This is a genomic window from Erythrobacter sp. 'gip.4 top 5' (assembly GCF_056495765.1).
Genome location: NZ_CP200270.1, coordinates 470192 through 496808, shown reverse-complemented (window position 1 = coordinate 496808; position 26617 = coordinate 470192). Strand labels below are relative to the sequence as shown.

The 26617-nt window shown below is 65.4% G+C and carries 19 protein-coding genes and 1 pseudogene; 9 read left to right on the top strand and 11 right to left on the bottom strand.

What is annotated here, in order from left to right:
* Nucleotides 1-70 precede the first annotated feature (70 nt).
* The 7 genes from ACRANW_RS02385 to glnE form a co-directional block, all read right to left on the bottom strand.
* On the bottom strand, nucleotides 71-700 hold the full coding sequence (locus ACRANW_RS02385) for an OB-fold-containig protein (RefSeq protein ID WP_479432968.1): 630 nt from the start codon (nucleotides 698-700) through the stop codon (nucleotides 71-73).
* Nucleotides 701-806: 106 nt separating this feature from the next.
* Complete coding sequence (locus tag ACRANW_RS02380; protein ID WP_479432967.1) at nucleotides 807-1964, bottom strand: cytochrome P450; 1158 nt, start codon at nucleotides 1962-1964, stop codon at nucleotides 807-809.
* A complete protein-coding gene (locus ACRANW_RS02375) occupies nucleotides 1961-3514 on the bottom strand; it encodes an acyl-CoA synthetase (RefSeq protein ID WP_479433990.1) in 1554 nt (517 codons plus the stop codon). Before ACRANW_RS02375 ends, ACRANW_RS02380 begins: the two co-directional genes overlap by 4 nt.
* Before the next feature lie 244 nt (nucleotides 3515-3758).
* Entirely contained in the window at nucleotides 3759-4496 is a 738-nt protein-coding gene (locus tag ACRANW_RS02370; protein WP_479432966.1) for a M23 family metallopeptidase, read from the bottom strand.
* 95 nt (nucleotides 4497-4591) lie between these two features.
* Nucleotides 4592-5383, bottom strand: a complete 792-nt coding sequence (locus ACRANW_RS02365; protein ID WP_479432965.1) for a ferritin-like domain-containing protein — start codon at nucleotides 5381-5383, stop codon at nucleotides 4592-4594.
* 8 nt (nucleotides 5384-5391) lie between these two features.
* Nucleotides 5392-5865, bottom strand: a complete 474-nt coding sequence (locus ACRANW_RS02360; RefSeq protein ID WP_479432964.1) for a peroxiredoxin — start codon at nucleotides 5863-5865, stop codon at nucleotides 5392-5394.
* The gene (glnE, locus tag ACRANW_RS02355; RefSeq protein ID WP_479432963.1) at nucleotides 5862-8618 is read right to left on the bottom strand and encodes a bifunctional [glutamate--ammonia ligase]-adenylyl-L-tyrosine phosphorylase/[glutamate--ammonia-ligase] adenylyltransferase; all 2757 of its coding nucleotides are present in this window, start codon (nucleotides 8616-8618) and stop codon (nucleotides 5862-5864) included. Before glnE ends, ACRANW_RS02360 begins: the two co-directional genes overlap by 4 nt.
* Nucleotides 8619-8775: 157 nt before the next feature.
* On the opposite strand from glnE, the gene ACRANW_RS02350 reads away from it, so the two are divergent.
* From ACRANW_RS02350 to ACRANW_RS02340, 3 genes are read left to right on the top strand one after another with little or no spacing between them, the layout of a single operon-like run.
* Nucleotides 8776-10476, top strand: a complete 1701-nt coding sequence (locus ACRANW_RS02350) for a M28 family metallopeptidase (RefSeq protein ID WP_479432962.1) — start codon at nucleotides 8776-8778, stop codon at nucleotides 10474-10476.
* Nucleotides 10477-10483: 7 nt separating this feature from the next.
* The gene (locus ACRANW_RS02345) at nucleotides 10484-11473 is read left to right on the top strand and encodes an agmatine deiminase family protein (RefSeq protein WP_479432961.1); all 990 of its coding nucleotides are present in this window, start codon (nucleotides 10484-10486) and stop codon (nucleotides 11471-11473) included.
* Between the two features lie 36 nt (nucleotides 11474-11509).
* A complete protein-coding gene (locus ACRANW_RS02340; protein ID WP_479432960.1) occupies nucleotides 11510-11644 on the top strand; it encodes a hypothetical protein in 135 nt (44 codons plus the stop codon).
* A gap of 1 nt (nucleotide 11645) precedes the next feature.
* Here the strand turns inward: ACRANW_RS02340 and ACRANW_RS02335 are convergent, their stop codons facing one another.
* Nucleotides 11646-12389, bottom strand: coding sequence for a TSUP family transporter (locus tag ACRANW_RS02335; RefSeq protein WP_479432959.1), 744 nt, complete (start codon nucleotides 12387-12389; stop codon nucleotides 11646-11648).
* A gap of 11 nt (nucleotides 12390-12400) precedes the next feature.
* Nucleotides 12401-14428 carry a threonine--tRNA ligase gene (thrS, locus tag ACRANW_RS02330; protein WP_479432958.1) on the bottom strand — a complete coding sequence of 676 codons (2028 nt, stop codon included), beginning with the start codon at nucleotides 14426-14428 and terminating at the stop codon, nucleotides 12401-12403.
* A 290-nt stretch (nucleotides 14429-14718) separates the two neighbouring features.
* Between thrS and ACRANW_RS02325 the strand changes: the two are divergent.
* Nucleotides 14719-14838 (top strand): annotated as a pseudogene (locus tag ACRANW_RS02325) (helix-turn-helix transcriptional regulator); the annotation flags it as partial.
* Here the strand turns inward: ACRANW_RS02325 and ACRANW_RS02320 are convergent.
* Nucleotides 14835-16499, bottom strand: a complete 1665-nt coding sequence (locus ACRANW_RS02320) for an alkaline phosphatase D family protein (RefSeq protein WP_479432957.1) — start codon at nucleotides 16497-16499, stop codon at nucleotides 14835-14837. The pseudogene ACRANW_RS02325 and the gene ACRANW_RS02320 sit on opposite strands and share 4 nt — an antisense overlap.
* A 97-nt stretch (nucleotides 16500-16596) precedes the next feature.
* Here ACRANW_RS02320 and ACRANW_RS02315 point away from each other — a divergent pair, with 97 nt between their 5' ends.
* From ACRANW_RS02315 to ACRANW_RS02295, 5 genes are all read left to right on the top strand, one after another.
* Complete coding sequence (locus ACRANW_RS02315) at nucleotides 16597-17358, top strand: alpha/beta fold hydrolase (protein WP_479432956.1); 762 nt, start codon at nucleotides 16597-16599, stop codon at nucleotides 17356-17358.
* Nucleotides 17359-17364: 6 nt separating this feature from the next.
* On the top strand, nucleotides 17365-18252 hold the full coding sequence (locus tag ACRANW_RS02310) for a tetratricopeptide repeat protein (protein WP_479432955.1): 888 nt from the start codon (nucleotides 17365-17367) through the stop codon (nucleotides 18250-18252).
* Nucleotides 18249-19244 (top strand): LLM class flavin-dependent oxidoreductase, encoded by a 996-nt coding sequence (locus tag ACRANW_RS02305; RefSeq protein WP_479432954.1) that lies wholly within the window; start codon nucleotides 18249-18251, stop codon nucleotides 19242-19244. The genes ACRANW_RS02310 and ACRANW_RS02305 overlap by 4 nt, the downstream gene beginning before the upstream one ends.
* A 131-nt stretch (nucleotides 19245-19375) precedes the next feature.
* Nucleotides 19376-24124: an NAD-glutamate dehydrogenase domain-containing protein gene (locus ACRANW_RS02300; protein ID WP_479432953.1), complete on the top strand. Its 4749-nt coding sequence runs from the start codon at nucleotides 19376-19378 to the stop codon at nucleotides 24122-24124.
* A 115-nt stretch (nucleotides 24125-24239) separates the two neighbouring features.
* Nucleotides 24240-25496, top strand: coding sequence for an NAD(P)/FAD-dependent oxidoreductase (locus ACRANW_RS02295; protein WP_479432952.1), 1257 nt, complete (start codon nucleotides 24240-24242; stop codon nucleotides 25494-25496).
* 47 nt (nucleotides 25497-25543) lie between these two features.
* On the opposite strand, the gene queG is transcribed toward ACRANW_RS02295, so the two are convergent.
* Nucleotides 25544-26608, bottom strand: a complete 1065-nt coding sequence (gene queG / locus ACRANW_RS02290) for a tRNA epoxyqueuosine(34) reductase QueG (RefSeq protein WP_479432951.1) — start codon at nucleotides 26606-26608, stop codon at nucleotides 25544-25546.
* Nucleotides 26609-26617 lie beyond the last annotated feature (9 nt).

Sequence of the window (26617 nt, the reverse complement as noted above, 5' to 3'; positions counted from 1 at the left end):
ATCGCCCCCGGATGACACCAGATCGATGGATGTGGTTTCCGGTGTGGTTAAAGCCATGTGCGTTCCCTTTTTATTGGCCCAGCCCCAGCAGCGGGCTTTCATAGTGCACGCCGTAGAAGGTCTGCCCTTCGCGGCGCACCAGCAGGACAGTATCGCCTGCGTTCAATGCGAGTGTCTGGTCATGCGGTTCGACCATGACGAAATGGGCCTGCCCATGCCGGTCCACCACCTTCGCGCGCGCAGGGGACCCCGCACGGGCCGTGCCGATCTGGATTTCGGCATCGCGCCGCACCAGATCGTCGATGGCGATGGCGGTGGTTTCATCCTTGGGCAGGATCGCCGCCAGCGGGCGCATCGCCAGGCTGTTGAGCGGCAGCGCCGTCCCGCCGGCGGCCAGCGCGGCCCATCCGGCGGACAGCGGCGCGCCAAAGAGGCTCTCCAGCACCGTCTGCCCGATCACGCCGACGCAAGCGAACACGAACAGCAGCGCCGCGAGCCAGATCAGCAGCGGGACGCGGCCCAGCCCCAGCAACGTGGACAGCGCTTCGCCAAATCCGCCCGATTCAAGCCCGTCAGGCGCGTCGAATTCGCCCGCGCCTTCCAGCACTTCGCCCACGCCGGTGACTTGCAACAGGGCAATTAGCCCCAGCACCCCGAAGGCGATCAGGAACGGCAGGTTATGCGGCTCAAACAGGTTCACGCCGCAAACCCTGTAATGGCAAGGCGAACTTTGAATCCCATGATCTGAAAACTAGGGGAAAGACCCTTGAAGACAAAGCAGAATCGGACGCAGCTCGGTCGATTTTTCAGCCCGGCGTTACCCGCAGCGGCAAGGTCTTGAGACCGCCCACAAAGGTGCTGCTGGCGCGCTGGGCTACGCCCGCCGGTTCGACGCAAGCGACCCGGTCGAGGATCGCTTCGAACAGGATCCGCATCTCCAGCCGCGCCAGATGCAGCCCCAGGCACTGGTGCGCGCCGGCCCCGAAGGCGAGGTGCCGGTTGGGGAAGCGTGCAGCATCGAAGCGGCGCGGATCGGGGAATTGCGCCGGATCGTGATTGGCGGCGACATAATTGAGCATCAGCCAGTCACCTTTGGCGATGCGCTGCCCGCCAAGCTCGCAATCCTGCGCCGCGGTGCGCATGAAGTGCTGCACGGGGCTGGTCCAGCGAATCGCTTCCTCGACGATGCCCGGCAGGAGTGAACGGTCTGCTTTGACCCGTGCCCATTGCGCTGGATCACGTGCCAGCGCCTGCATCGCGCCCGCCGTGCTGGCGCTGGTAGTGTCATGTCCGGCCGTGGCGACGATGATGTAATACCCCGCCATGTCGCGCGGCGGCAGCGGCTGGCCGTCGACCGTCGCATTGGCGATGACGCTGGCGACATCGTCGGTCGGATTGGCCCGCCGTGCCTCGGCCAGCGCACCGAAATAATCCTCAAAGGTTTTCACCGCGCCCGCGACGATCTGCACCACCTGTTCGGGCGTCATCTGGTCGAGACCGCTGCCCGATAGGTCCTTGTCCTGCCCACCGAACAATTGCTGGGTCAGCATCTGCATCCGCGGCTCATCTTCGGGCGGCACGCCAAGGATCTGCATGACAACGCGCAAGGGGTAAGGGCCGGCGACCTCTTTTACGAAGTCGATCTCCCCACCCTGGCCGATCATCCGGTCCACCGTCGCTGCCGCCAGTGTGCGCAACTCGCCTTCCAGTTTGCCGAGGTTCCTCGGCATGAACCATTCCTGCGTCAGCTTGCGATATTTGGGGTGGATCGGCGCGTCGAACACCACCAGCGAATCGAACAGCCCCGGCGTATCGGGCTGCACTTTGGCTACCGGCGTTGTCGCGCGGATGTGATCAAAGGTGTCGAGCAGCCCGTCCCACCCGGCATAGGCATGGGGATCGATCACCGCCCGCGCCAGATCGCCGGGGAGGATGGCTGCCCCCCCATTTTGGGCTTCGCTCACGCGGCGGCTTCTTTCGCGGCGGCGGCGTATTCATCGCGCAATTCGCGCTTGTAGAGCTTGCCATTGGCCTCGCGGGGGAGATCGGGGCGGAAATCGAACAGCTTGGGCATTTTGATCTTGGACAGGCTGGCGGCAAGAAAGCTGCGCAGTTCCGCTTCCAGCGCGGCGCTGGCGTCTGCCCCTAGGTCCGCAGCGTGTTTGGGCTGCACCACCGCAACCACCTTCTCGCCCAGATCCGGGCAGGGCGCGCCAATCACCGCGGCGTCCATCACCCTGGGGTGCGTGACCAGCAGATTCTCGATTTCCTGCGGGTAGATATTCACGCCGCCCGAAATGATCATGTGGCTTTTGCGGTCGGTGAGAAACAGGAAGCCGTCGCTGTCCAGATGGCCGATATCGCCCAGCGTCATCCAGCCTTTCGGGTGCATCGCTTCAGCAGTCTTGGCCGGGTCGTTGTGATAGGTGGGCAGATTGTCGTTTTCAAAGAAGATAAGGCCATCGCCGTCCGGCCCCAGCTCTTCATTGTCCGGCCCGCAGACGTGCACCTTGCCATGCACCGCCACGCCGACCGTGCCAGGCTTGGCCAGCCAATGTTCGGACTTCACCAGTGTCATCCCGATCATTTCTGACCCTGCGTAATATTCGTTGATGATCGGCCCCCACCATTCGATCATGTCGCGCTTGATCGGCACCGGGCAGGGCGCTGCGGCGTGGAGCGCGCGCTGGTGGCTCGACAGATCGTACCGTGTGCGCACCGCAGGGTCGAGCTTGAGGAAGCGCACAAAGTGCGTCGGCACCCATTGGCTGTCGGTCACCTTGTAGCGTTCGATGGCTTTCAATGCCTCTTCGGGATCGAACTTCTCCATCATCACCACCGTCCCGCCGAGCCGGTGGACGATCGAGCACCAGCCGATCGGCGCGGCGTGATACAGCGGCGCAGGCGAGAGGTAGATCATTGAACCGTCCGCCGGCATCCCGGCACCCATGGTGGCAAGGCCCAGCAGCGGCACGAGCGCTTGCGGATCGGGGTCTTCAGGCGGCGCGGGGCGGATACCTTTGGGACGCCCGGTGGTGCCCGATGAATAAAGCATCACCATTCCGGCGCGCTGATCGGGAATGGGGTCGGGGCTTTGCGCAGCCAGCGCGGTGGCGAAATCCTCGGCATCGTCTGAATCCATCATCAAAACGGTAAGGCCGGGGCACGCGGCGCGGATGTCATCCAGAATCGCGCTGAAATAGCCGCTGGTGATCAGCACCGCCGCCTGCGCATCGCGGATGATATAGGCCGCCTCGGGCGCGGTCAGGCGCGATGAGATCGGCACCAGCATGGTCCCGGCGCGTTGCGATCCCCAGATCACGGTGAAATATTCGATCCGGTTTTCCAACAGCACGGCAAAGGCATCGCCGGTGCCGATCCCGTGGGCGCGCAAAAGGTGCGCAAAGCGGTTCGATTCCGCTTCCATTTCGCCATAGGTGATCTGGTTGCCCGATCCGGTCATGATGACAGCGGGGTGATCGGGGCGGGTCGCGGCGTGCGCCATCGGATGCATCGACATGTGTTCTCTCTCCCTTGCCGCTCAAACGGCTTGAAGAGGAAGTTACGCGAGGTGCGCAAGCTCGCAAGCAAAAACGGTATGGGAAATGCTACTCATCGTGCCGGGCAGGATGCAGGGGCGATCAGGGGCGGTGGGCGCAAAAAAAGGCGGCGGGTAAACCCGCCGCCAATGTTCGGACACCCTCTCCAATGTCCGGCCCGCTTACAGCGGGCAATCTCTTGCAGCTTGCGCTTGGCGTTTAGTCGCCGCCCATTCCGGTCAGGCGGGCATCGCGCGCATAGGCAAGCTGTGCTTCGCTCTCAACCATATACGGAATCGGATTGACTGCAAGCCCATCCACGCGGACCTCATAATGAAGGTGCGGGCCGGTCGAACGGCCGGTCGATCCGACATAGCCAATCAGGTCGCCCTTTTTCACGTTATCGCCTGCAGCAACGGCGAGGCGCGACAGGTGCGCAAACCGCGTTTCCATCGAAGCGCCGTGGTTGATGCTGATGAACAGGCCGTAGCTCGAAAACCAGTCCGCGCGGCCAATGACGCCATCAGCGGTGGCATAGACCGGGGTTCCGGTGGGCGCGGCAAGATCAATGCCGGCATGGGCGCGGCGGCCACCAAGCACCGGATGCGTGCGCATCCCGAACCCGCTGGTCAATGATGCGCCTTCCAGCGGCATGCGCGACGGAATGGACACGGCGCGCTGTTGGATGGGCGAAGAAAAGGCGGCCATATCGCCGCCGCTTCCCAATGTGGGGGTATTGCGTTCCAGCGCGGTCCAGCTGGCAAACAGCGACTTGAACCGGGTGTCGCCATTGTCGACCGCATCGCCTTGCGCTTCGCGGACCGGTTCGGCCATGTCGGCGCTGGCGGTGGTGGCAGAGTTTGCGGTGTTGGCAAAAGCCGGAGCGGCGGCGGAGACGAGGATGGCAGAGCAGGCTGACACAGCGAGCTTCATCACGTGGCGCACGGCAGATTTCATAATTGACCCGGTTCCCGATTGCGGCTTTTGCCGTTGGATTATCCCGGCACGTCAACTGCGCGCCTTTGTTGAGTCGGGGTTATCCGGACGGATCGTTAATGCGCAATCTCTGCATAGAATTCCCGCGATAAACCGGCTGCAAGACGCGCTGAGTCGTTAAATGGCGGTCGAACAAAACCGCGAAAATGCAGTTTGACGAGCGATTGCCAGAAAGATTCGGGATTTTTTTGGAACATTTTGGCGCAACGCAGAAAATGCTTCGTGCCAAGGCCGACGTGACGGATCTCATCGTCAAGGATGCGGGCGAGGATTTTTGCGCCGCGCACGTCACCGCTCGCCTGCACCCGCTCGAGCGTCGCCGGGGTCACATCGAGGCCACGCGCTTCCAGCACCATGGGCACCACCGCCAACCGGGCGGCGACATCGTGCCGGGTGCCGTGCGCGGCTTCCCACAGGCCTGCATGGGCAGGGAGTGCGCCATAATGGCTGCCGAGCTGCTCCAGCTTGCGTGCCAGCAGCGCGAAATGCATCGCTTCATCCGCCGCGACATCCAGAAAATCGCCGACGAATTCCGGTCCCATCTGCGCGCCGAAGCGCCCCGCCATGTCGAGCGCCAGATCAATCGCGACAAATTCGATATGCGCCAGACTGTGCCACAGCGCGATCCGCCCCCGCTCCGACCCGCCTTTGCGCCGTTTGGGCATCTGGCTGGGTGGGAGCAGTTCGGGCGCATCGGGCCAGGCGGGCTGATCCGGCATGGAAACATCGAAATCCCACGCCAGCGCGCCGCGCCGCCAGGCCCGCGCCACGTCACGTGCAGCGAAGCATTTGGCGCGCGGATCGGCGGTCAGCAGCGCGGCGCGAATGACATGGGCAACGGTTTGCATGGGTCTGGTCAGAGTGCTTTTGCTGCCGCGAGCACGTCTTCCGCGTGGCCGGCGACCTTCACCTTGGGCCAGATCTGCGCAATCTTGCCGTCTGCGGCTGCCAGATAGGTGGCGCGCACCATGCCCATGTAGGTTTTGCCGTACATCTGCTTTTCCGCCCAGACGCCGAGCGCATCGGAGAGGCCACCTTCTTCGGCATCGGACGCCAGCGGCGCAGTGAGGCCGTGCTTGGCGATGAACTTGGCGTGCTTCTTGGCCGGGTCTTTGCTGACGCCGAGCAGCTTCGTTCCCGCCGCTTCGAACTGGTCCTGTAGCGCGGAGAAATCCTTGTTCTCGGTGGTGCAGCCGGGTGTGTCGTCCTTGGGATAGAAGAAGATCACCAGCTTTGATCCGGCAAAGTCGGACGGCTTTACAGTGCCGCCTTCGGGCGTTTCCATGGCAATATCGGGGATGGCGTCACCAATGCTGGGAAAAGTGGTCATGCGGGGTTCTCCTGTTTGGTTTCGAGAATGTCTGTGTGCAGGATTTGTTTCCAGGCCTCTGCCACCTGTTGCCGCGCCGCAGCAAAGGCTTCCAGCAATTCATCGTACGTCGCGCACCCGCACGCCCGTGCCAGGGCCTGCGCACCGGACGGTGGCGGTTCCCTCCCGTCGGGGGCGAGCAGGCGCCCGGCCACCAGCATCCGGCTCATCAGCGCGTGCGGCTGGGCAAGGCCAGCGGGAATCAGGCCGGCCGTGATCAACCCTGAAAGCGCGGTGGCCAGATCGGGATCAAGCGCATCGGGCGCGGTCTGCGTGAGCGCGGTACCATCCGTCGCCGCGCCGCGCAGTTGCAGGTAATGGACAAGAAACTCGATATCGACGAGCCCGCCACGCGCCAGCTTGGCATCGATGGGGCCATTTTGCGGTTTGTGCTTGGCCATTTCGGTGCGCATCGCGAGCACGGCGCCGCGCAACGCCTCCTTGTTGCGCGGGGCGTGCAGCACCTCCGCCAGCACCGCCTCCAGTTCGGCGCGGGCTGTGGGCGATCCGTACAAAACCCGCGCGCGGGCCAGCGCCATGTGCTCCCACGTCCACGCCGCTTCACGCTGGTATTTGCCAAAGGCCGCGCAGCTGACTGCCAGTGGGCCTTGATTGCCCTGCGGGCGCAGCCGCGTGTCGACCTCGTACAGCGCGCCTTGTGCGGTCGGCACCGACAGTGCGGCGCTGACGCGGCTGGCGAGGCGGTTGTAATAGATCGTCGCCCCCAGTGGGCGCGGGCCCTCCGATTGCGCGGCGAAATCGCCGGTGAACAGATAGACGATATCAAGGTCCGACGCGTGCGTCAGCGCCCCGCCGCCCAGGCGCCCTAGGCCCAGGATCAGCAATTCGCTGCCAGCAATGCGCCCATGCTTGGCGGCGAATTCCTGCGCCGTCGCATCGGCGGCCAATTGCATCGCAGCTTCGGCGGTGCGCGACAAAGCGCGGGCGATGGCGAGCGGATCGGCCAGCCCTTCGATCAGCTGAATGCCCAAAGCAAAGCGGATTTCACCCGTGATAATCCGGATCGCATCGAGCAGCGCCTCGTAATCCGGGCGGATCGCCGCGCCCCGCATCCGCGCCATGATCTGCGGCACCGCGCCCGGCAGGTCGAGCGCGTCCTTGTCGATCATGGTGTCGAGCAGTTCGGGCTTGCGCGCCAGTTCATCCGACAAGGCGGGGGCGAGCGTCAGCGCGGCGACCAGCCGCTGGGTGAGATCGGGCCGGGCATCGAGCAGACGGAAGGTGGTGATGGCCGACGGCACGCTTTCGATGATGCGTTCCCACCTGGTCACGGCGCGCATCGGATCATCGGACTGCGCCATCGCTTTGAGCAGTGCAGGCGCCAGCCGGTCCCACGCCGCCACGGCCTGCGGGCTGCGGATCGCGGCATGGCGACCATCGCGCCAGGTCTCGATCCGCTCCGCCAGCACATCGGGTTCGGGAAAGCCCCATTGGCCAAGGCTGTGCGTAAGCGCGCTGACCGGCATGGCGACCGGCACCGCCACGGTTTCGGGCTGGCCGATCAGTTCTTCGTAAATGCGCCCGGTGCGGGTCGTCAGTTCGGTCAGCTCTGCCACCAGCGCCGCGCCATCCTTGAGACCATCAAGCTGCGCGACATTGTCCAGCGCTTCGCCTTCTGGCAGCGCATGGGTCTGGCGGTCGTTGACCATCTGCAAGCGGTGCTCGACCTGCCTTAACCGGTCATAGCCTTCGCCCAGGGTCACGGCGTTTTCCTGCGCAATCCATCCGGCGGCCGCCAGCCGGTCAAGGCCTGCGCGGGTGCCGCGTACCCTCAGCGAGGCATCGCGCCCACCATGGATCAGCTGATGGGTCTGGGCGTAGAATTCGATTTCGCGGATGCCGCCGCGCCCGCGTTTTACGTCGAAGCCGGGGCCGGGAGCAGGCGGGCCTTCATGGCTGTGGCGGATGCGCAGGGTGAGCGCGCGAATCTCTTCGATCGCGCCAAAATCCAGTTGCCCCCGCCACACGAACGGCAGGATCGCTGCGAGGAACGCCTCGCCCGCCGCGATGTCGCCTGCCGCCGCCCGTGCGCGGGTGAAGGCGGCGCGCTCCCACGCCAGCGCCGCGCCCTGATAATGCGTCATCGCCGCGCCGACCGGCACACACAGAGGGCTGATCTCGCTTGCAGGTCGCAGCCGCAGGTCGACCCTGAGCGCATAGCCATCGGCGGTGCTGGCCGAGAGCAGCGCGACGATCCGCCGCGCATAGCGCTGCGCCGCGTCACCCGGATCATCGGCAGGCCGGCGTGTGAGACGGTCGCGGTCGAACAGCAGGATCGGATCAATGTCGGACGAATAGTTGAGTTCGCCCGCGCCCTGCTTTCCCAGCGCCAGCGCGATGAAACCATCGGTCGAGTCGCGGTCAGTGCGTTCGCTGATCGCGGTGCGGATCGCACGGTCGAGCGCGCGGTCGGCAAAGGCGGTGAGTTCGCGCACCACCTGCGGTAGGGCGAAGGCTCCGGCCAGATCGCCCACCGCCAGCGCGGCCGCCAGTGCGAGCCGTTCACGCCGCAGCGCGACCTCAGGCTCAACCGCGCCTTGCGCCCGCGCCCATTCGAGCGCGGGTTCGCTCTCCCCGGCAGCGAGCAAGGCGGCAAGCTCGGGCTGGCGATCCAGCGCGCGCGAAAGAAAGGGCGCGTGGGTGCGGGCGCGGTGCAGTGCGCTGTCCCAATCGGGGTTCGGGTGATGTCCCATCGCCTGCCTCTTTGGCCCCGGCCTGCTGTGGCTGCAAGGGGCCCCGTGCTTGGCCCCATGTTTGCCCCCCTGCTTGCGCCCCACGCTTGCGCCATATGCCACGCTCTGCGATGGGCGGCGTCTGTTTGTGACATATTCCGCTGGAGAGAACATCGCCATGGCCACCAGATATTCCGCGCTTGGCGCGATCACGGCAGGGGCGCTGGCCTTGGCCGGATGCCAGACGACAACCGGCAGCCAAGGCGTCGCCGCGCTGGATATTCCCGCGACCCAACCGGGCCAGCTGTCGCAAGATACCATGAAGAACGTCACCCGCACTCTGTCGAGCGATGCCTTTGAAGGCCGGATGCCCGGCAGCGCGGGCGAGGACAAAACCATCGCGCTGATGACCGAACGGTTCAAGGCCGCTGGCCTCCAGCCCGGCAACGGCAATTCCTGGGTGCAGGAAGTCCCGCTGGTGGAGATCACCGGCAAGGATTACGCCCCGCTCGCCATCACCGGCAAAGGCGCCAACCTCAGCTTCGATTTCGCCAAGGACTGGGTTGGCGTGACCTATCGTGAGGATGCCAGCACGACGCTTGCGAACAGCGAACTGGTGTTCGTCGGCTATGGCATCAACGCCCCCGAACGCGGCTGGAACGACTATGCCGGTGTCGATGTGCGCGGCAAGACAGTGGTGATCCTCGTCAATGATCCCGATTGGCAGGCGAGCGGCCTTCAAGGCCCGTTCAATGGCAAGGCGATGACCTATTACGGGCGCTGGACCTACAAATATGAAGAAGCCGCAAGGCAGGGTGCGGCCGCCGCGCTGATCGTCCACCAGACGGCCCCTGCGAGCTATGGCTGGAACGTGGTCGAAAGCTCGTGGAGCGGCCCGCAGGCCTATGCCCAGCGCGGTGAGAATGCTCCGCCGCTGACGCAGATGAACGGCTGGCTGACCGAAGATGCGGCGCGCACAGTGCTCTCCGCCGCCGGACAGGATCTGGATGCCCTGATCCGGGCAGCGCAGGTCAAGGGTTTCAAGGCGGTGCCGCTGGGCCTGACGGCAGCGACCCGTTTTGCCAGCGACTTCCGCAGCATCACCTCGCACAATATCATCGGCATCCTGCCCGGCAGCGAGGCGCCGAACGAATACGTGATGCACACCGCGCACTGGGATCACTTGGGCCGCTGCACCCCCGCGCCCGATGGCGACGATATCTGCAACGGCGCAGTGGACAATGCCACCGGCACCGCCGCGCTGGTCGCCTTGGCCGAGGCGCATGCCAAGGCTGGCCCGGCGCGCCGCAGCCTGGTGTTCCTTGCGGTGACGGCGGAGGAATCAGGCCTGCTCGGCGCGAAATACTATGCCGACAACCCGGTGTTCCCGCTTGCGCAGACCGTGGGCGGGATCAACATGGACGCCTTTCAGGTGGCAGGTCCGGCCAAGGACGTTACGGTCGTGGGGCCGGGCAAATCGCAGCTCGATCAGTTCCTTGACGCCGCGTTGAAGGCCGATGGCCGCGTGGCGACGCCCAATCCCAAGCCCGAGGCCGGTTACTATTACCGGTCCGATCACTTTGCCTTCGCCAAGCTGGGCGTGCCGATGCTGTATATTGATGGCGGCGAGGATCTGATCGTCGGCGGGACCGAGGCCGGAGCCGCCGTGGCTGCGGACTACACCGAAAACCGCTATCATGGCCCCAAGGACGAATTCAACGAGGCTTGGGACTGGTCTGGCGTGATGGCCGACCTGCAGCTTTATTACCGCATCGGCCGGACGCTGGCGACAAGCAACAGTTGGCCCAACTGGAACGACGGTGACGAGTTCAAGGCCGTGCGGGACGCGGATTGCGCGGCTTCGGCAAACGGCTGCTGAGCGCATAATGTCACCGCTCATGCCGCCCGAGTGGGCGCCGCAAGCCTGGCTGTGGATCGGTTTCCCGCACTTGGCCGAGGAATGGCCGGGTTGGCTCGAGCCTGCACAAGAGCAGATGGCGGCGTTTGCCTCTGCCGTGGCGGAGAGCGGGCAGCAGGTGCGCCTGCTGGTGCGTGACGCGGCGAACGAAGCCCGCGCGCGCCAGCTTGTCAGCAGCAAAGTCACGCTGGAACGGCGCGTCTATGGCGATGTCTGGCTGCGGGACACCGGGCCGCTGGTGGTGCTGGGCGCGGACGGCACGCCCCGTGCGCAGCGGTTTGCCTTCAACGGCTGGGGCGGCAAATATCTCATGCCCGGCGATCAGGACATCGGCGCGGCGATGGCACGCGATACGGAACTGCCCGTCACCGCGATTCCCATGATCCTGGAAGGCGGCGCGGTGGATGGCGATGGCACCGGGCTGGTCGCCACGACCGAGCAATGTCTGCTCAATCCCAACCGCAACCCGGCGATGACCCGCGCGGCAATCGAAGCGGAACTGGCCGCGCATCTGGGCTTCACCCGCGTGGTGTGGCTGGGCGATGGCCTCATCAACGACCATACCGATGGGCATGTCGATAACTTGGCGCGCTTTGTCGGGCCAAACCGGCTGGTGGTGCCGCAGGCGACCGGTGCCAACGATCCCAATGCCGCGATCTACGCCGATGCCGCCGCGCGGGCCGAGGCTGCTGGCGTCGAGGTGGTGCGCATCCCTTCGCCCGGCCTGCTGACCCGCGATGGTGTGATTGAACCCGCAAGCTATGTGAATTTCGCCATCACCTCGCATCTGGTGGTGGTGCCGACCTTCGGCAGCCCGCATGATGCCGAGGGTGTCGCCGCAATCGCCGCGCTGTTCCCCGATCGGGACACTATCGGCTTGCCGGGCGAGGCGGTGCTTGCAGGTGGCGGCGGCTTCCATTGTGCCAGCCAGCAAATGCCCGCCGTGCCCGCGAATTAACGCTTCGTTAGGGAATTGGGGCGAGAGTGCGGACTTATGAACCGAGCCCTTGCTTTCCCTCAGCCGCTTGTCGTCACCACTCGTACTGATTCGCTGGAATTGGCGCGCCGGGCGACTGTACTCGGTTGTACGGCTGCGCTGATCCTCGCAGGCCAGGCGCTGCCGTTCTGATTTAAATCAGGCGAGCAAACGCCGCGACCGCAGCGCCGCCGAGAATGACGCCGACACTCGCACGCCAGACAGGATCGCTGACCCGCCCCGAGACCCGCGCACCGAGCCAGTTGCCGCCGATAATCATCGGCAGCATCAGTAGCGCGAACACCAGCAATTCCCACCGCAAGATGCCAAGCCATGTCGCGCTGGCGAGCCCGGCGCTGGCGGCAATGGTGAAGATCAGCTGCATTGATGCCTTGATCGTCGGCCGCGGCAGCGCGCGCCCGGCGTAGTAGGGCACCACCGGCGGCCCCGGCATCCCGGCATAGCCTGTCATCAAACCGCTCAGCAGTCCCACGCTGCCAGTGACTATGGCCCCCGGCACGCCTTCGCCCCGGCGTGGGAGCAGGATGGCGATAAAGGCGCTCAGTGCGATGAGCGCAATCACCAGCCGCGCCACGTCCTTGCCCGTCAGCGACAGCGCCCACAGGCCCAGCGGCGTGGTCAGCACTACAGCCCCGCCGATCGCCCAGGCGGTCGGCTCGGCCTCGCGCACCAGCGTGCGAATTTCGGTCGCGCCGATCATCAGCGACAGCGCATTGGCCAGCACCACCGCTTCGACCGGCGGCAGAGCGAGCGCCAGCACCGGCACCAGCAGGATCGCCATGCCAAACCCGGTTAGCCCCCGCACGAAGGCGGATCCCAGCGCTGCCACCAGCGCGACCGCGATCTGCAGCGCGGTAAAGCCCCCGAGGATTTCCACTGGGCGGTGCGTCAGTCGGCGGCGAGAGTGGGCGCGAGATCAGGCGGCGTGATTTCGCGGCGCAGCATCGCGATGGCATCATCAAGGCTCATCACCTTCTGATGTTCCGCGCCCAGCGTGCGGACCGCGACGGTGCCTTCCTCGGCCTCGCGCTTGCCGACCACCAGCAGGTGCGGAACTTTGGCGAGGCTGTGTTCGCGCACCTTGTAGTTGATCTTCTCGTTGCGCAGATCGGTTTCGACCCGGATGCCCGCTGCGCGCAATTTCGCTTCGACCGCTCCAGCGTAGTCATCCGCGTCCGAAACAATGGTCGCCACCACGGCCTGCACCGGGGCGAGCCATGCAGGCAGGCGTCCGGCGAAGTGTTCGATCAGGATGCCGATGAAGCGTTCGTAAGAGCCGAAGATCGCGCGGTGCAGCATCACCGGACGGTGCTTGTCACCATCCTCCCCGATGTAGTGCGCATCAAGCCGCTCGGGCAGCACCCGGTCCGACTGGATCGTGCCGACCTGCCAAGTGCGGCCAATTGCGTCGGTCAGGTGCCATTCCAGCTTGGGGGCATAGAATGCGCCTTCGCCGGGAAGTTCCTCCCATTCCAACCCATTCGCCGTCAAAGCGTCGCGCAATTCCTGTTCGGCCTTGTCCCAATCCGCTTCGGTGCCAAACCGCTTTTCCGGGCGCAGGGCAAGCTTGATGTCATAGGTAAAGCCGAAGTCACGATAGACCGAATCGGCGAGCGCGAGGAAGGCCTGCACCTCGCCCACCACCTGCGCTTCGGTGCAGAAGATATGCGCATCGTCCTGTGTGAACTGGCGCACGCGCATCAGCCCGTGCAGCGCGCCATGGGGCTCGTTGCGGTGGCAGCAGCCCATCTCGCCCAAGCGGATCGGCAGATCGCGATAGGAGGTGATCCCCTGCTTGAACACCATCACGTGCGCAGGGCAATTCATCGGCTTGATCGCCAGCCATTCGGCATCATCCGCCACCTTGGGAGACGCAGCGCCGCTGTCTTCATCGACCTCGGGGACCATGTCGGGCACCGCAAACATGTTCTGCGCGTACTTCCCCCAGTGGCCCGATTGCGTCCACTGGCGCACGTCCATCAGCTGCGGGGTCTTGATCTCGCGGTAGTCTGCGCCGTCCATCTTGCGGCGCATATAGGCTTCCAGCTCGCGCCAGATGCGGTAGCCCTTGGGGTGCCAGAAGACAGAGCCGTGGGCTTCTTCCTGCAAGTGGAACAGGTCCATCTCGCGCCCCAGCTTGCGGTGATCGCGCTTGGCGGCTTCTTCGAGGCGCGTGAGGTGCGCGTTTAGCTGCTTCTTGTTGAGCCAGCCGGTGCCATAGATGCGCGTGAGCTGCGCATTGTTCTGATCGCCGCGCCAGTATGCGCCAGCCACGCGCATCAGCTTGAACGCATCGGGATCGAGCTTGCCGGTGGACGGCAGGTGCGGGCCGCGGCACATATCGAGCCAGGCGCCATCGTCGTTTGGGCTGCCGCTCCAGTAGACCGTCAGCTCCTCGCCCTCGGGCAGTTCCTTCGCCCATTCGGCCTTGAAGGTCTCGCCCGCGCCGGCCCACCTGGCGATGAGGTCTTCGCGGCTCCACACTTCGCGGTGCAGCGGCTTGTCAGCGCGGATGATGCGGCGCATTTCGTTTTCGATCGCGGGCAGATCGTCCATGCTGAACGGCTCGCGGCTGTCGGGCGCCTTCACGTCGTAATAGAAGCCATCGTCGGTCGAAGGGCCGAACGTGATCTGCGTGCCGGGGAACAGCGATTGCACCGCTTCGGCCAGCACGTGGGCGTAATCGTGGCGGGCAAGTTCAAGCGCATCGGCTTCGTCGCGCGACGTGACCAGCGCGAGTTGCGCATCGCCGTCGAAGGGCCGGGTCAGGTCGCGTAACTCGCCATCGACGCGCGCGGCCAGCGCCGCCTTGGCAAGGCCGGGGCCGATCGCGGCGGCAATATCCGCCGGGGTGCTACCGGGCGGCACTTCGCGCACCGATCCATCGGGCAGGCTGATCTTGAGCAGTTCGGTCATGTTCTAGCGTCCGTCTCGTTTGGCGCGCCCTGCCACAAGCAGGCGTGCACCGGAAGAGCGGTGTTGGGCAAAGAACCGATTCGGGAAGAACACCGCGCCACCCCGAACCGGGCGGCGGGCGTCAGGCCTAACCCGCGCGCCGCCGCCCCCGGATAGTCCGGGTGGTGGTGCGGGTGGAGGCAGACAGCATGGTCATCTCGTCATCTTTACCCTCCATACCACTGCGAGTCACGCCGAATACTGGCCGCCTCGCTGCGCTCTGTCCTTGGCCCCGGCGTCAGACGTGAGCCGTCAGCCGCCAGAGCGTCAACGCGATCGAGACGGGCCGCTATGATCCCCCGCTGCCGCTGGCCTTCACCATTGCCGATCTGTTCGGCCTGCCAATTGAGGCGATCTTCACCCGCGATTAAACCGCCAGCTTGCCCGATCCCTTTTCGGTGGTGATCCGCTTGGTCCCCGCCAGCGTGGTCGAACGCTGCTTCACCCCGGTGCTGAACCGATATTCGGTCGTTGCCCGTGCCGGGGTCAGTTCCACCACCATGTAGCCGCGCTGCGCGGTATCGGCCCAGACCAGCTGTTCGTTCTCGGCCACCAGCGCAGCTGCCAGCGTATCGGGCTTCATGAAGCTCAGATAGCTTTCAAACCCCGGCGAACTGACCGAGCACACGCCCAGTTCCACGCCGACCTTGGCGCCATCCTGCGCCAGATCGAAGGCCCAGCCATTATGCGTGTCGCCGGCCAGCACAATCAGGTTGGCATCGGCGGCGAGTGCAGCCTGGAACACTTTTTCGCGCGCGGCGGGGTATCCATCCCACGCGTCCATGTTGAGCGGCAGGCCCACCTTGCTCGCCATCGCGGCGGCGGCGAGGCGCTGGCGCACGAAATCGGGCAGGCCATCGCCCCCCATCCCGGCGAAGGCCTGCGGGCTCTTGAGGTTGCCGATCAGCACCTGCTGCACCAGCACCTGCCAATGCGTGCCCTTGGCCGTCGATGTGGCAAGGCCCTCTGCCAGCCATGTGTCCTGCGCAGCGCCCAGCAATTGGCGGTCCGGATTGGACCAGTCGCCATCCCGGAAGGCATTGAGCGCGGCCATCGCGGCTTGCGGATCGGTTTTTCCGGCCAGCACCTTTTCGAGGCTGAACTGCTGCTCGCGCCCCTCCAACCGGGTGTCGAGCCGGAACAGCGTCGCCAGATCGCCGACCTGATAGGCGGCATAGGGTGCGTCGGACACCGGCATCCATTCGCGATAGGCCTGCTTGGCCGCGGCCTTGCGCACGCTCCATTCGCCCTCGGTTTCGGGCTGGTGGTTCTGCGCGCCGGTTTCATACGAATCATTGGCGCTTTCGTGATCGTCCCAAACCGCGATCATCGGCAGCACCTGATGCAGGCGCTGGCAATCGGGATCGGCTCGGTAGGTGGCGTAACGAAGACGGTAATCAGTCAGCGCGATAATCTCGGTGGCAGGCGTCAGCACCCGCTCGGCCACGCCTTGCCCCGGATTGGGGTAATTATCGGCGCCATATTCGTAAATGTAATCGCCCAAGTGCACCGCCAGGTCGGCGTCGTTGGCCTCGACTGCATGGCCATAGGCATTGAACCAGCCGAATCCGAAATTGGAGCAGGAAAACACCGCAAGCCGGAACTTCGCGGTGGTGTCCACCGGCAGCGTACGGGTGCGGCCCGTGGGCGAGGCGGTGCCATCGGGCGCGACAAAGCGGTAAAAATACCACCGATCCGGCGCAAGGCCCGTGGCGATCCCTTTGGCACACCAGTCGCGCTGCGGCGAGGCGGTGACGCTGCCTTCGGCCAGCGGCTTGGCAAAACTCTCGGTTTCGCTCACCTGCCAGGTCAACATGGTGTCAGCCTCACCGACATAGCGCGTCCACAGCAGCACCGAATTGCCCGAAGGCTCGCCGCTGGCGACATTGTGGGTGAAGCCGGTGCCAAAACTGCGCGCGGCAAGCGGCGTGGCGGCCAGCGCCGTGGCGGCGCCTGCGAGGTTGAACAGGTGGCGGCGGGTCAGCGCCTTGGGCGAGGGGGCCGGCTGGGCGGCAGTGTCGGTTTTGAACATCGGGTCCTGCTTATTTCCTTCCCATTGCGCTGCTGTGACAGTCGCCGTGATCAAATGACACTGTCAGAATGGTTGCCTTTGCGCAGGCGGGCAAGGCATGAACACGCGCATGACACCGATCCTGCACCACACGCTTTACGATGGGCGCCGCATCGCCTTCCGTTATACCGCCGGAACTGGCCCCTGCCTCGTGTTCCTGCCCGGCTACATGTCCGACATGAGCGGCAGCAAGGCGAGCGCGCTGTTTGCCGAGGCGCAGGAACACGGCCGTGCCTGCCTGTTGCTCGACTATTCGGGCTGCGGACAGAGCGCCGGAGAAACGATGGGGGGTGACTTTGCGCAAGGGAAGCTGAGCCGCTGGCGCGACGAGGTGCTGGCGCTGGTCGAAAGCTATGTCAGCGGGCCGGTGCTGCTGGTGGGGTCCTCGATGGGCGGCTGGCTGATGCTGCTGCTGGCCGAACATCTCAGGCACCGTCTGGCCGGGATGATCGGGATTGCCCCCGCGCCCGATTTCACCCGCTGGGGTTATACCGACGAACAGCGCGCCACGCTGGCGGCAGGCGAGACGATCTTCGAGCCTAATCCCTATGGCCCCGAGCCCACGCCCACCCATGCCACGTTCTTCGCCGATGCCGAATGTCACCTGCGGCTTGAGAACGGTATCGACCTCACATGTCCGGTGCGCCTGCTGCACGGAAAGGCGGACGCCGATGTGCCGTGGGACATCAGCTTGCGGCTTGAAGCGGCGCTGCGTTCGGACGACATACAGGTAACCCTGATAGAAGACGGCGATCATCGCCTGTCGCGGGAAAGCGACATTGCCGCCCTCAAGGCCATCGTGGCCGAATTTACCGGATAACGCCTTGTGTCCCTTCTCCTTGCCCTGCTGCTTCAGGTTGGCCCCAACCCCATGATGGGGGGCCTGCCAAACGACGATCTTGTGCGCGACCGGCCCGCTCGTGAAAATTTGGCTCGCCCTGACGTGGCACAGGACGAATTGAACGCGACCAGCGCATGGCTGGAAACCTGTCTCGATCAACTGGCAGAAGACCCGGCCCGCGCGCATTCGACCGCTCAGATTCGCCGGAGCGAAACCAGAGGCGCCGACCGCGTACTCGCCAACCACTGCCTCGGCACGGCTTCGAGCGAACTGGGCCTGTGGGACGATGCACGCACCGCTTTTCTGGCGGCGCGCGATGAAACGCCTGCCGACGAAAGCCGCGCCCGGGCGCGGTTTGCCGCGCTGGCCGGGAACGCTGCGCTGGCGAGCGGCGATGCGCTGGGCGCGCTGACTTTGCTGACCGAGGCGGGGATTGATGCCCGCCAAGCGGGTTCCGCGCCGCTCGAAGCGATTGCCGCAACCGATCGTGCCCGTGCCTTGGTGGCACTGGGGCGCGGCGAGGAGGGGCTTGCCGCGCTGGAATCAGCGACGACGCTCGCGCCCGAACGCGCCGAAAGCTGGCTGCTCAAAGCCACGCTGCTGCGCCGGCTCGACCGGCTGACGCAAGCCCAGACCGCGATCGAGCGCGCGGCTCTGCTCACCCCCGGCAATGCCGAGATCGGGCTTGAAGCCGGCGTGATTGCGGTGCTTTCCGGACGTGACGCTGCGGCGCGGGCGAGCTGGCAATCGGTCCTTGCCCTTGCGCCGGGCACGCCCGCCGCGGCGACGGCCACGGATTACCTGGCCCAGCTTGGCCCCATAGCAAAACCGGCGGCTGACACTACCACCTTGCAGGAGGAACCCCAGCCATGACCCGATTTTCCGTGCTCGATCTGGTGCCGGTCCGCGAAGGCGGCACTTTGACGCAAGCCTTTGCCGCCACCACCGAGCTAGCCCGCGCTGCCGACGCGCTGGGATGTGACCGGTTCTGGGTGGCTGAACATCATGCGATGGACGGGATTGCAGGCGGCGCGACTTCCGTGGTGCTCGCCCATATCGGCAACGCGACCAGCCGCATCCGGATCGGATCGGGCGGGATCATGCTGCCCAATCACACGCCGTTTCAGATTGCCGAACAGTTCGGCACGCTGGACGCGCTGTTCCCTGGGCGGATCGACCTGGGGCTGGGCCGCGCACCCGGCGCTGGGCCAGAATTGCAGCGCGCGCTGCGCAAGAACCTGCATCAGGCGGCGGAATATTTCCCGCAGGATGTGGTTGAACTGCGGGCGCTGCTGACGGGCGACTACGACCTGCCCATCTATGCTACGCCCGGTCTGGGCGCGCAGGTGGAATTGTGGATGCTGGGATCGAGCCTGTTTGGCGCGCAGCTCGCCGCCAAGCTCGGTCTGCCCTATGCTTTTGCTGCACATTTCGCCCCCGATCACCTCGACACGGCGCTGACAGTGTACCGCCGCGACTTCCAGCCGTCCGATGCACTGGCCAAGCCGCACGTGATGGTGGCGATGAACGTCTTTGCCGCCGAAACCGAAGCCGAAGCCCGCCTGCTCGCCTCCAGCCAGCAGCAAAGCTTCGTGCGGCTGCGCACCGGCACGCCGGGCAAGCTGCCCCCGCCGATCGCGGGCTACACCGACACCCTGCCTGCCAGCGCACAAGCAATGATGGCCCATATCGGGCAGGCATCAGCAGTCGGCACGCCCGTACAGGTCCGCGATCAGATCGCCGCCTTTGTTGCCCGCACCGGGGCGGACGAGATTCTGTTGTGCGGCGCCACCTATGATCCGCAGGCGCGCATCCGCAGCCTCGAACGCACGCTGGAGGCCTGCGAAACCGTGCCTGCCGCGTAATCGCAAGGCATGATCGCGCTTGCACCAGACGCACGAAAACGGGTATCGCGAGAGACACGATAACAACAATCCGGCATAACAATATTGCGCAAAAAAGGCGCGCCGGATCGCAGGATCAGCAGGAGCCTACCATGGGGTCGAAGACCGTCACCACCGCGCCCGAAAACGCTCCGGCCAAAGGCGCAAAGCCTGCGTTGATCAAGGCCTTGCGGCTTCAGCTTGAAGCCTCGCTTTTGCCCGGTGACGCCCCGGTGGAGAAGGCGGCGCTTGATGACGCGGCTGGCTGGCTGCTGGCCGCTGCTGCCACGCGGGCGCCCGGCCAGGCGATTGTTCAGCTTGAGTCCGCAACGGGGGAGCGGCGTCACCTGCGGATCGCTATCGTCAATGACGACATGCCGTTCCTGGTCGATTCGGTTGCCGCGACCATCGCTGCACAGGGCCTTGCGATTGATCGGCTGTTGCACCCTGTCGTTGCGGTGACACGTGATGACACGGGCGCGATTACGGCGCTTGGCAAAGGTGACGCGGCGCAGGCGGGCGCGCGCGAATCGATGATCTATATCGAAACCCCGCGGGCTGACGCGCGCCAGCGCCGCGAGCTGCGCGATGCGCTGCAGGCCACGCTGGGCGATGTTCACGCAGCGGTGAACGATTGGCCCGTGATGAAGGCCGCCATGGCGGACGATGCGGCGCTGGCCGGGGCACTCGACGCAGAGGCGGGCGCGCTGCTTGGCTGGCTGGGCGGCGGGATGCTGACCCAGCTTGGCCACCTGACCCGCCACCGCGACGGGACCACGACTCAGCGGCTCGGCATCTGCTGCGCCTCGGCGCAGGAACTGTTGGCAGAAGTGAGCTACGAACGGGCCTTCGAATGGTTCGATCGCCACGCGGCAGAAGGGCGCCCGCAGGCGCTGTTGGCGATCAAGGCCAATGTCCAGGCCCGCGTCCATCGCACCAGCCCGCTTGATCTGTTCATCGTGCCGCTGCGTGAGAACGGCGCGATTACCGCGCTTTCGATCCATGCGGGGCTGTGGACCAGTGCGGCGCTGAATGCGCGCCCGAGCGAGGTGCCGGTGCTGCGCGCAATGGTGACCAACATCACCGCACAAGCCGGTTTCGATCCGGCGGGGCACAACGGCAAGGCGCTGGTGCATGCCTTTGCCTCGCTTCCCAATGACCTGCTGACGGCCTTTGACCCGGCGCAGGTTGCTGACCTTGTCACCGCCAAGATGGCGCTGATCGACCGCCCGCGCACGTGCCTTATCATGGTGCGCGCCACGCTGGAGCGGCATGTCTTTGCCTTCGTGTGGCTGCCGCGCGATCAGCTGTCGACCGATGTGCGCCTGCAGGTTCAGGCGATGCTGCTCAACGTCCCCGGTGCAGCCCTGCTGGACTGGAGCCTTGAGGTGGAAAGCCGCGGGCTGGCGCTGCTGCGGTTCCTGATCGATGTGCGCGCCTGTGCCGATCTGCCCGATGATGCGGCCATCGAAACGCAATTGACCGAACTGCTGCGCGGCTGGAACGAGGCGGTTGCAGGCTTTCTTGCCCAGACCGAGGACGAAGGCCGCGCCGCTGCGCTGGCGGCGCGCTATGCCCCGGCTTTCCCGACCGGCTATCGCCTCACCTACGGCGCGCACGAAGCCGCGCGCGATATCGCCAAGCTGCGGACCTTGGCGCTGGGGGATGACGGATCAGCGCATCCAACCCGCGCCGTGCGGCTTTACCGGCTGGATGATGATGCGGCCGACACGCTGCGGCTGAAGGTTTACGTGCTGAAGGGCGCGCTGGCCTTGTCCGATGCGGTGCCTGCGCTTGAGCATTTCGGGTTTCGGGTGGCGGCCGAAGTGCCGACCTTCCTGACCGATCCGGGGCTGGGAACGATCCACGAATTCCTGCTCACTGTGCCTGTCGGACGCGACGCAGGCGCGCTGCTCGACCGGGCGGCGCTGATCGAGGATGCGCTGGCGGACGTGCTGGGCGGCGGGGGTGAGGATGATCCCTTCAACCGTCTGATCCCGGCAGCCGGGCTGGCTCCGCGCAGCGCCAACTGGCTGCGGGCGATCTATCGCTATCTGCGCCAGACCGGCGTGAGTTACACGATCTACACCGTGGTCGATGCGCTGGTCGCCGCACCGCAGGTGACCCGCGCGATGATCGATCTGTTCGCCGCACGCCATGACCCTGCGTTTGCGGGCGACCGCGACGAGGCAATTGCCGCTGCGCAAAGCGCCTTCACCCGTGGCCTCGGCAAAGTCACCGCGATCAATGATGACCGGTTGCTGCGCCTTTACCGCGCCGTGATCGATGCGGTGCTGCGCACCAACGCCTTTGCCCCCGCGGCTGCCGAGGCGCTCGCGTTCAAGCTCGATTCGGCTCAGGTCCCCGGCTTGCCCAAGCCACTGCCGTGGCGTGAGATTTTCGTCTATTCGCGGCGCGTGGAAGGCATCCACCTGCGCGCAGGCGCCGTGGCGCGTGGGGGCCTGCGCTGGTCCGACCGGCGCGATGATTTCCGCACCGAAGTGCTGGGTCTGATGAAAGCGCAGCGCGTGAAGAACGCCGTGATCGTGCCGACCGGCGCCAAGGGCGGGTTCTATCCCAAGCAGTTGCCTTCACCCGCGATTGACCGGGAAGGCTGGGCGGCAGAGGGCCGCGCATCTTACGAAATCTTCATCCGCACGCTCTTGTCCATCACGGACAACATCGTCGGCGGCAAGGTGGTGCACCCGGCCTGCGTTGAGGTGCTAGATGGCGAAGACCCCTATTTCGTGGTTGCTGCGGACAAGGGCACCGCAACCTTCTCCGATATCGCCAACGGCATCGCACAGGCGCGCGATTTCTGGCTGGATGACGCCTTCGCCAGCGGCGGTTCGAACGGATATGACCATAAGGCAATGGGCATCACCGCGCGCGGCGCCTGGGTTTCGGTCCAGCGCCATTTCCGCGAAATGGGGATCGACGTGCAGACGCAAAGCGTCACAGTGGCGGGCTGCGGCGATATGTCCGGCGACGTGTTCGGCAACGGGATGCTGCTGTCCAAGGCGCTCAAACTGGTCGCTGCCTTCGATCACCGCCACATCTTCATCGACCCCGCGCCCAACCCGCTGGCCAGCTGGAAAGAGCGCAAGCGGATGTTCGAACTCCCCCGCTCAAGCTGGGAAGATTACGACACCAGCCTGATCTCCAAGGGCGGGGGCGTGTTTGCGCGCAGTGCCAAGTCGATCAAGCTGTCAAAGCAGGCGCGTGATGTGCTGGGAATCGACGCCAAAACGATTGAGCCCGAGGCGCTGATCTCCGCGATCCTGCGCGCGCCGGTGGACCTGATGTGGTTCGGCGGGATCGGCACTTACGTCAAGGCGGCCCATGAAAACCACATCCAGGTGGGCGACCCGGCCAATGACAGCCTGCGTGTCGATGCCGGCGAAGTGCGGGCGCGGGTGATCGGCGAAGGCGCGAACCTTGGCGTGACCCAAGCGGGACGGATCGCGTTTGCGCTGGCAGGGGCCAAGGGCATCGGGGGACGGATCAACACCGATTTCATCGACAATTCAGCCGGGGTTGATTGTTCGGACAACGAGGTCAACATCAAGATCGCGCTGGCCGCGGCCACGGCTTCGGGCAAGCTTACGCCGAAAAAGCGCAACACGCTGCTGGCCGCGATGACGGACGAGGTTGCTGCGCTGGTGCTGGAAGATAACCGCTTGCAGGCGCTCGCATTATCAGTGGCGGAAAGCCGCGGGGCGGTGGTGACGCCGGCCTACATCCGCTTGATCGAGCGGCTGGAGGAAGTCAGCGATTTCGACCGCCGCACCGAAGGACTGGCCGATGGCGAGACCTTGTCGCGCCGCGCAGCAGACGGGCAGGGGCTGACCCGGCCCGAGCTTGCCGTGCTGTTGTCCTCGGCCAAGCTGGCGTTGCAAGCTGCGATCGAGGCGAGCGGTCTGCCCGATGATCCGGTGCTTGAACCGGTGTTGCTGGCGCGCTTCCCCTCCGCGATGCGCAAGACCTATGCCAGCACAATTCGCGGCCACCGGCTGCGGCCCGAAATGATCGCGACCAGCCTGTCGAACCGCATGGTCAACCGGCTGGGCATGGTGCATCCCTTTGAACTGGCCGAAGAAGAAGGCGTGGGCCTTGCCGATGTCGCGGCGGCTTTTGTCGTGGCCGAGCGTCTGTTCGGGCTCGATCCGCTCTGGCGCGAGCTTGATGCCGCCGACATTCCCGAAGCGGCCCGGCTGGCGCTGTTTGACCGCTTGGCGGCAGCGGTCGGCAATCTCATGTCGGATGTGCTGCGCACCGCTTCGGGCAAGGTGGCGGCCGGCGCCATGATTGCCGAATTGCAGGACGGCGTGGCTGCGCTGGTCGCGGGACGCGACGAATTGCTCACGGACGAGCCGCGCGCGCGTTCGCGGGCGTTGCGCGACAGTTTCGTGGCCGAAGGCGCGACCGAGGCGCTGGCCGCCAAGGTCGCCAATCTGTTCGATTTCGACGGAGCGGTGGGCCTTGCCCAAGGGGCGCTGGCCACTGGGATCGAAACCAAGCTGCTGACCCAGGCCTTCACCGATATCGGCGCGCTGATGGGCCTCGACTGGGCGCAGGGGACGGCGGCTTACATGAGCCCGTCAGACGTGTGGGAGCGGTTGCTGGTGTCGGGCTTGGCGCGCGATTTCCAGCAGATGCGGATCGAGTTCTTGCGGCGGCTGATGAAGCGCAAGGGTGCGACGGATGACCCGCGCGGCGCGGTGGCCGCATGGGCACAACGCAATGCGCAAGGCGTGGCGCAGTTCCGCGCCATGATCGCCCGTGCCCAGGCGCACCCGCCGGTGGGCGCGGCGATGCTGGCGCAAATCGCCAGCCAGGCGCGCAATCTGCTGGAGAGATAGCGGCCACGTCTTGTCGTTCTCACGGTTCGGCGCGCTTGACCCTCGGGCGGATTGTCCCACATCAAGGCGCGCATAGCGCCGAAGGGACACAAGCCCAAAGGGACACAAACAAGGCATGGCATCCACCATTCACAACGAAGATCATCACGGGGATGTGGTCATCGTCGGCACCGGCCACGGCGGGGCGCAGGCGGCAATTGCCCTGCGTCAGCACGGGCATGACGGATCGATCCTGATGATCGGGCGCGATCGCGCGCCGCCCTATGAACGCCCGCCCCTGTCCAAGGAATATCTGGCCGGGGACAAGGGATTTGAACGGATTCTGATCCGGCCCGAATCGTTTTGGGCGGACAAGGGCATCACCCTGCACCTCGGCGCGGCGGTGACGGCTGTGGATGCTCAGGCGCATCGTCTGACCTTAAGCGATGGTACCGGCGTGACCTATCGCAAGCTGATCTGGTCAGGCGGGGGCGATCCGCGCCGCTTGCCAGTGCCCGGCGCCATGCTGCCGGGTGTGTTCACCGTGCGCGACAAGGGGGATGCCGATGCGATGATGGCAGCGCTGTCAGGCGGCGCCAAGCGCGCCGTGGTGATCGGCGGCGGCTATATCGGGCTGGAGGCGGCAGCGGTGCTGCGCAAGCTGGGCTGCGAGGTCACGCTGATCGAAATGCTCCCCCGCCTGCTGGCGCGTGTGGCGGGCGAGGAATTGTCCGATTTCTATGCCGCAGAACACCGCCGGCAGGGCGTCGACCTGCGGCTGGAGACCGGCGTGCAATGCGTGCTGGGCGAGGATGCGGGCCGCGTGACGGGTGTGCGCCTCGACAATGGCGAGGAGGTGGCGTGTGACATGGTGGTCGCGGGCATCGGCATCGTCCCCGCCGTCGCGCCGCTGATCGCTGCCGGAGCGGCGGGAACCAACGGGGTCGATGTGGACGAATTCTGCCGCACCACGCTGGACGATATCTACGCCATCGGTGACTGTGCAGCCCACGCCAATGCTTACGCTGACAACGCCGTGATCCGGCTGGAATCGGTGCAGAATGCGCATGACATGGCCGTAACCGTCGCCAAGGCGATCATGGGCGTGAAGGAACCTTACCATGCGTTGCCGTGGTTCTGGTCCAATCAGTATGACCTGAAATTGCAGACCGCAGGGCTAAACCTCGGCTTCGATGCGACCGTGCTGCGCGGCGATCCGGCGACGCGCAAGTTCACCGTGGTGTATATGCGGGCAGGCGTGCCGATTGCCTTCGACTGTGTCGGCACGATGAAAGACTACGTGCAGGGCCGCAAGCTGCTGGAAAACGGGGTCGGGAAGATCGCGCCTGCGCTGCTGGCTGATCCGGATGTGGCGCTCAAGGAGTTTCTGTAAGGCGCTTTTGGCCACCTTCGGTGGCGCAGGGGTGTCTGGATCGCGCGCTAGCGCGATTGCGAACAAAGCCGCGTTAGCGCCCACCCGGCGGCTTCGGCGACGACCGGATCGGGGTCGGTGGTTAACGCCTGCACTTGCGGTGTCAGCGCGGCATTGCCGCTGTTGCCGGCTGCATAAAGGCAGTTACGCACGAACCGGTCCCGCCCGATCCGCTTGATCGGCGAGCCCGAAAACAGCCCCCGGAAGCCGGCATCATCCAGCGCCAGCAATTCGGACAGGCGCGGGGCGACCAGTTCGGCGCGGGGCAGGAATTCGCGGATCGCCTGCGCCTGCGCCGCAAACTTGTTCCACGGGCAGACCGCCAGGCAATCATCGCAGCCATAGATGCGGTTGCCCAGCGCTGCGCGGAATTCTTCGGGCACCGGCCCTTTGTGTTCGATGGTGAGGTAGGAAATGCAGCGGCGCGCATCCAACTGGTAGGGCGCCGGGAAGGCATCGGTCGGGCAGGCGTCCAGACAGGCGCGGCAGCTACCACACTGGTTGCCGTGCGGTGTGGCGGGAGCCAGATCCAGCGTCGTGTAGATCGCGCCCAGAAACAGCCAACTGCCGTGGGTCGCACTGACCATGTTGGTATGCTTGCCCTGCCAGCCGATGCCTGCCGCTTCGCCAAGCGGTTTTTCCATCACCGGGGCGGTGTCAACGAACACCTTCACTTCTGCCTCCGGCACCTCGGCCACCAGCCAGCGGGCCAGCGCCTTCAGCCGCTTTTTCACGACATCGTGATAATCGCGCCCTTGCGCATAGACCGAGATGCGCGCGTGCGTGTCCGATCCTTCGAGCGCCAGCGGATCATGCGCGGGGGCATAGCTCATGCCCAGCGCGATCACGCTGCGCGCGGCGGGCCACAGCCCCTGGGGGGAGCGGCGATGGTCCAGCCGCGCCGCCATCCATTCCATGCTGCCATGGTGGCCTTCGCCCAGCCATTGTTCCAGCCGGGCTGCGCGTAACGGATCCTCTCCTGCCCCGGCAAAGCCGCAGGCGGCAAAGCCCAGCGCCGCCGCCTGCGCTGCGATCCGGGCCGCCAGATCATCTCTTGCCGGGGCGTTAACCATATTTGGAGA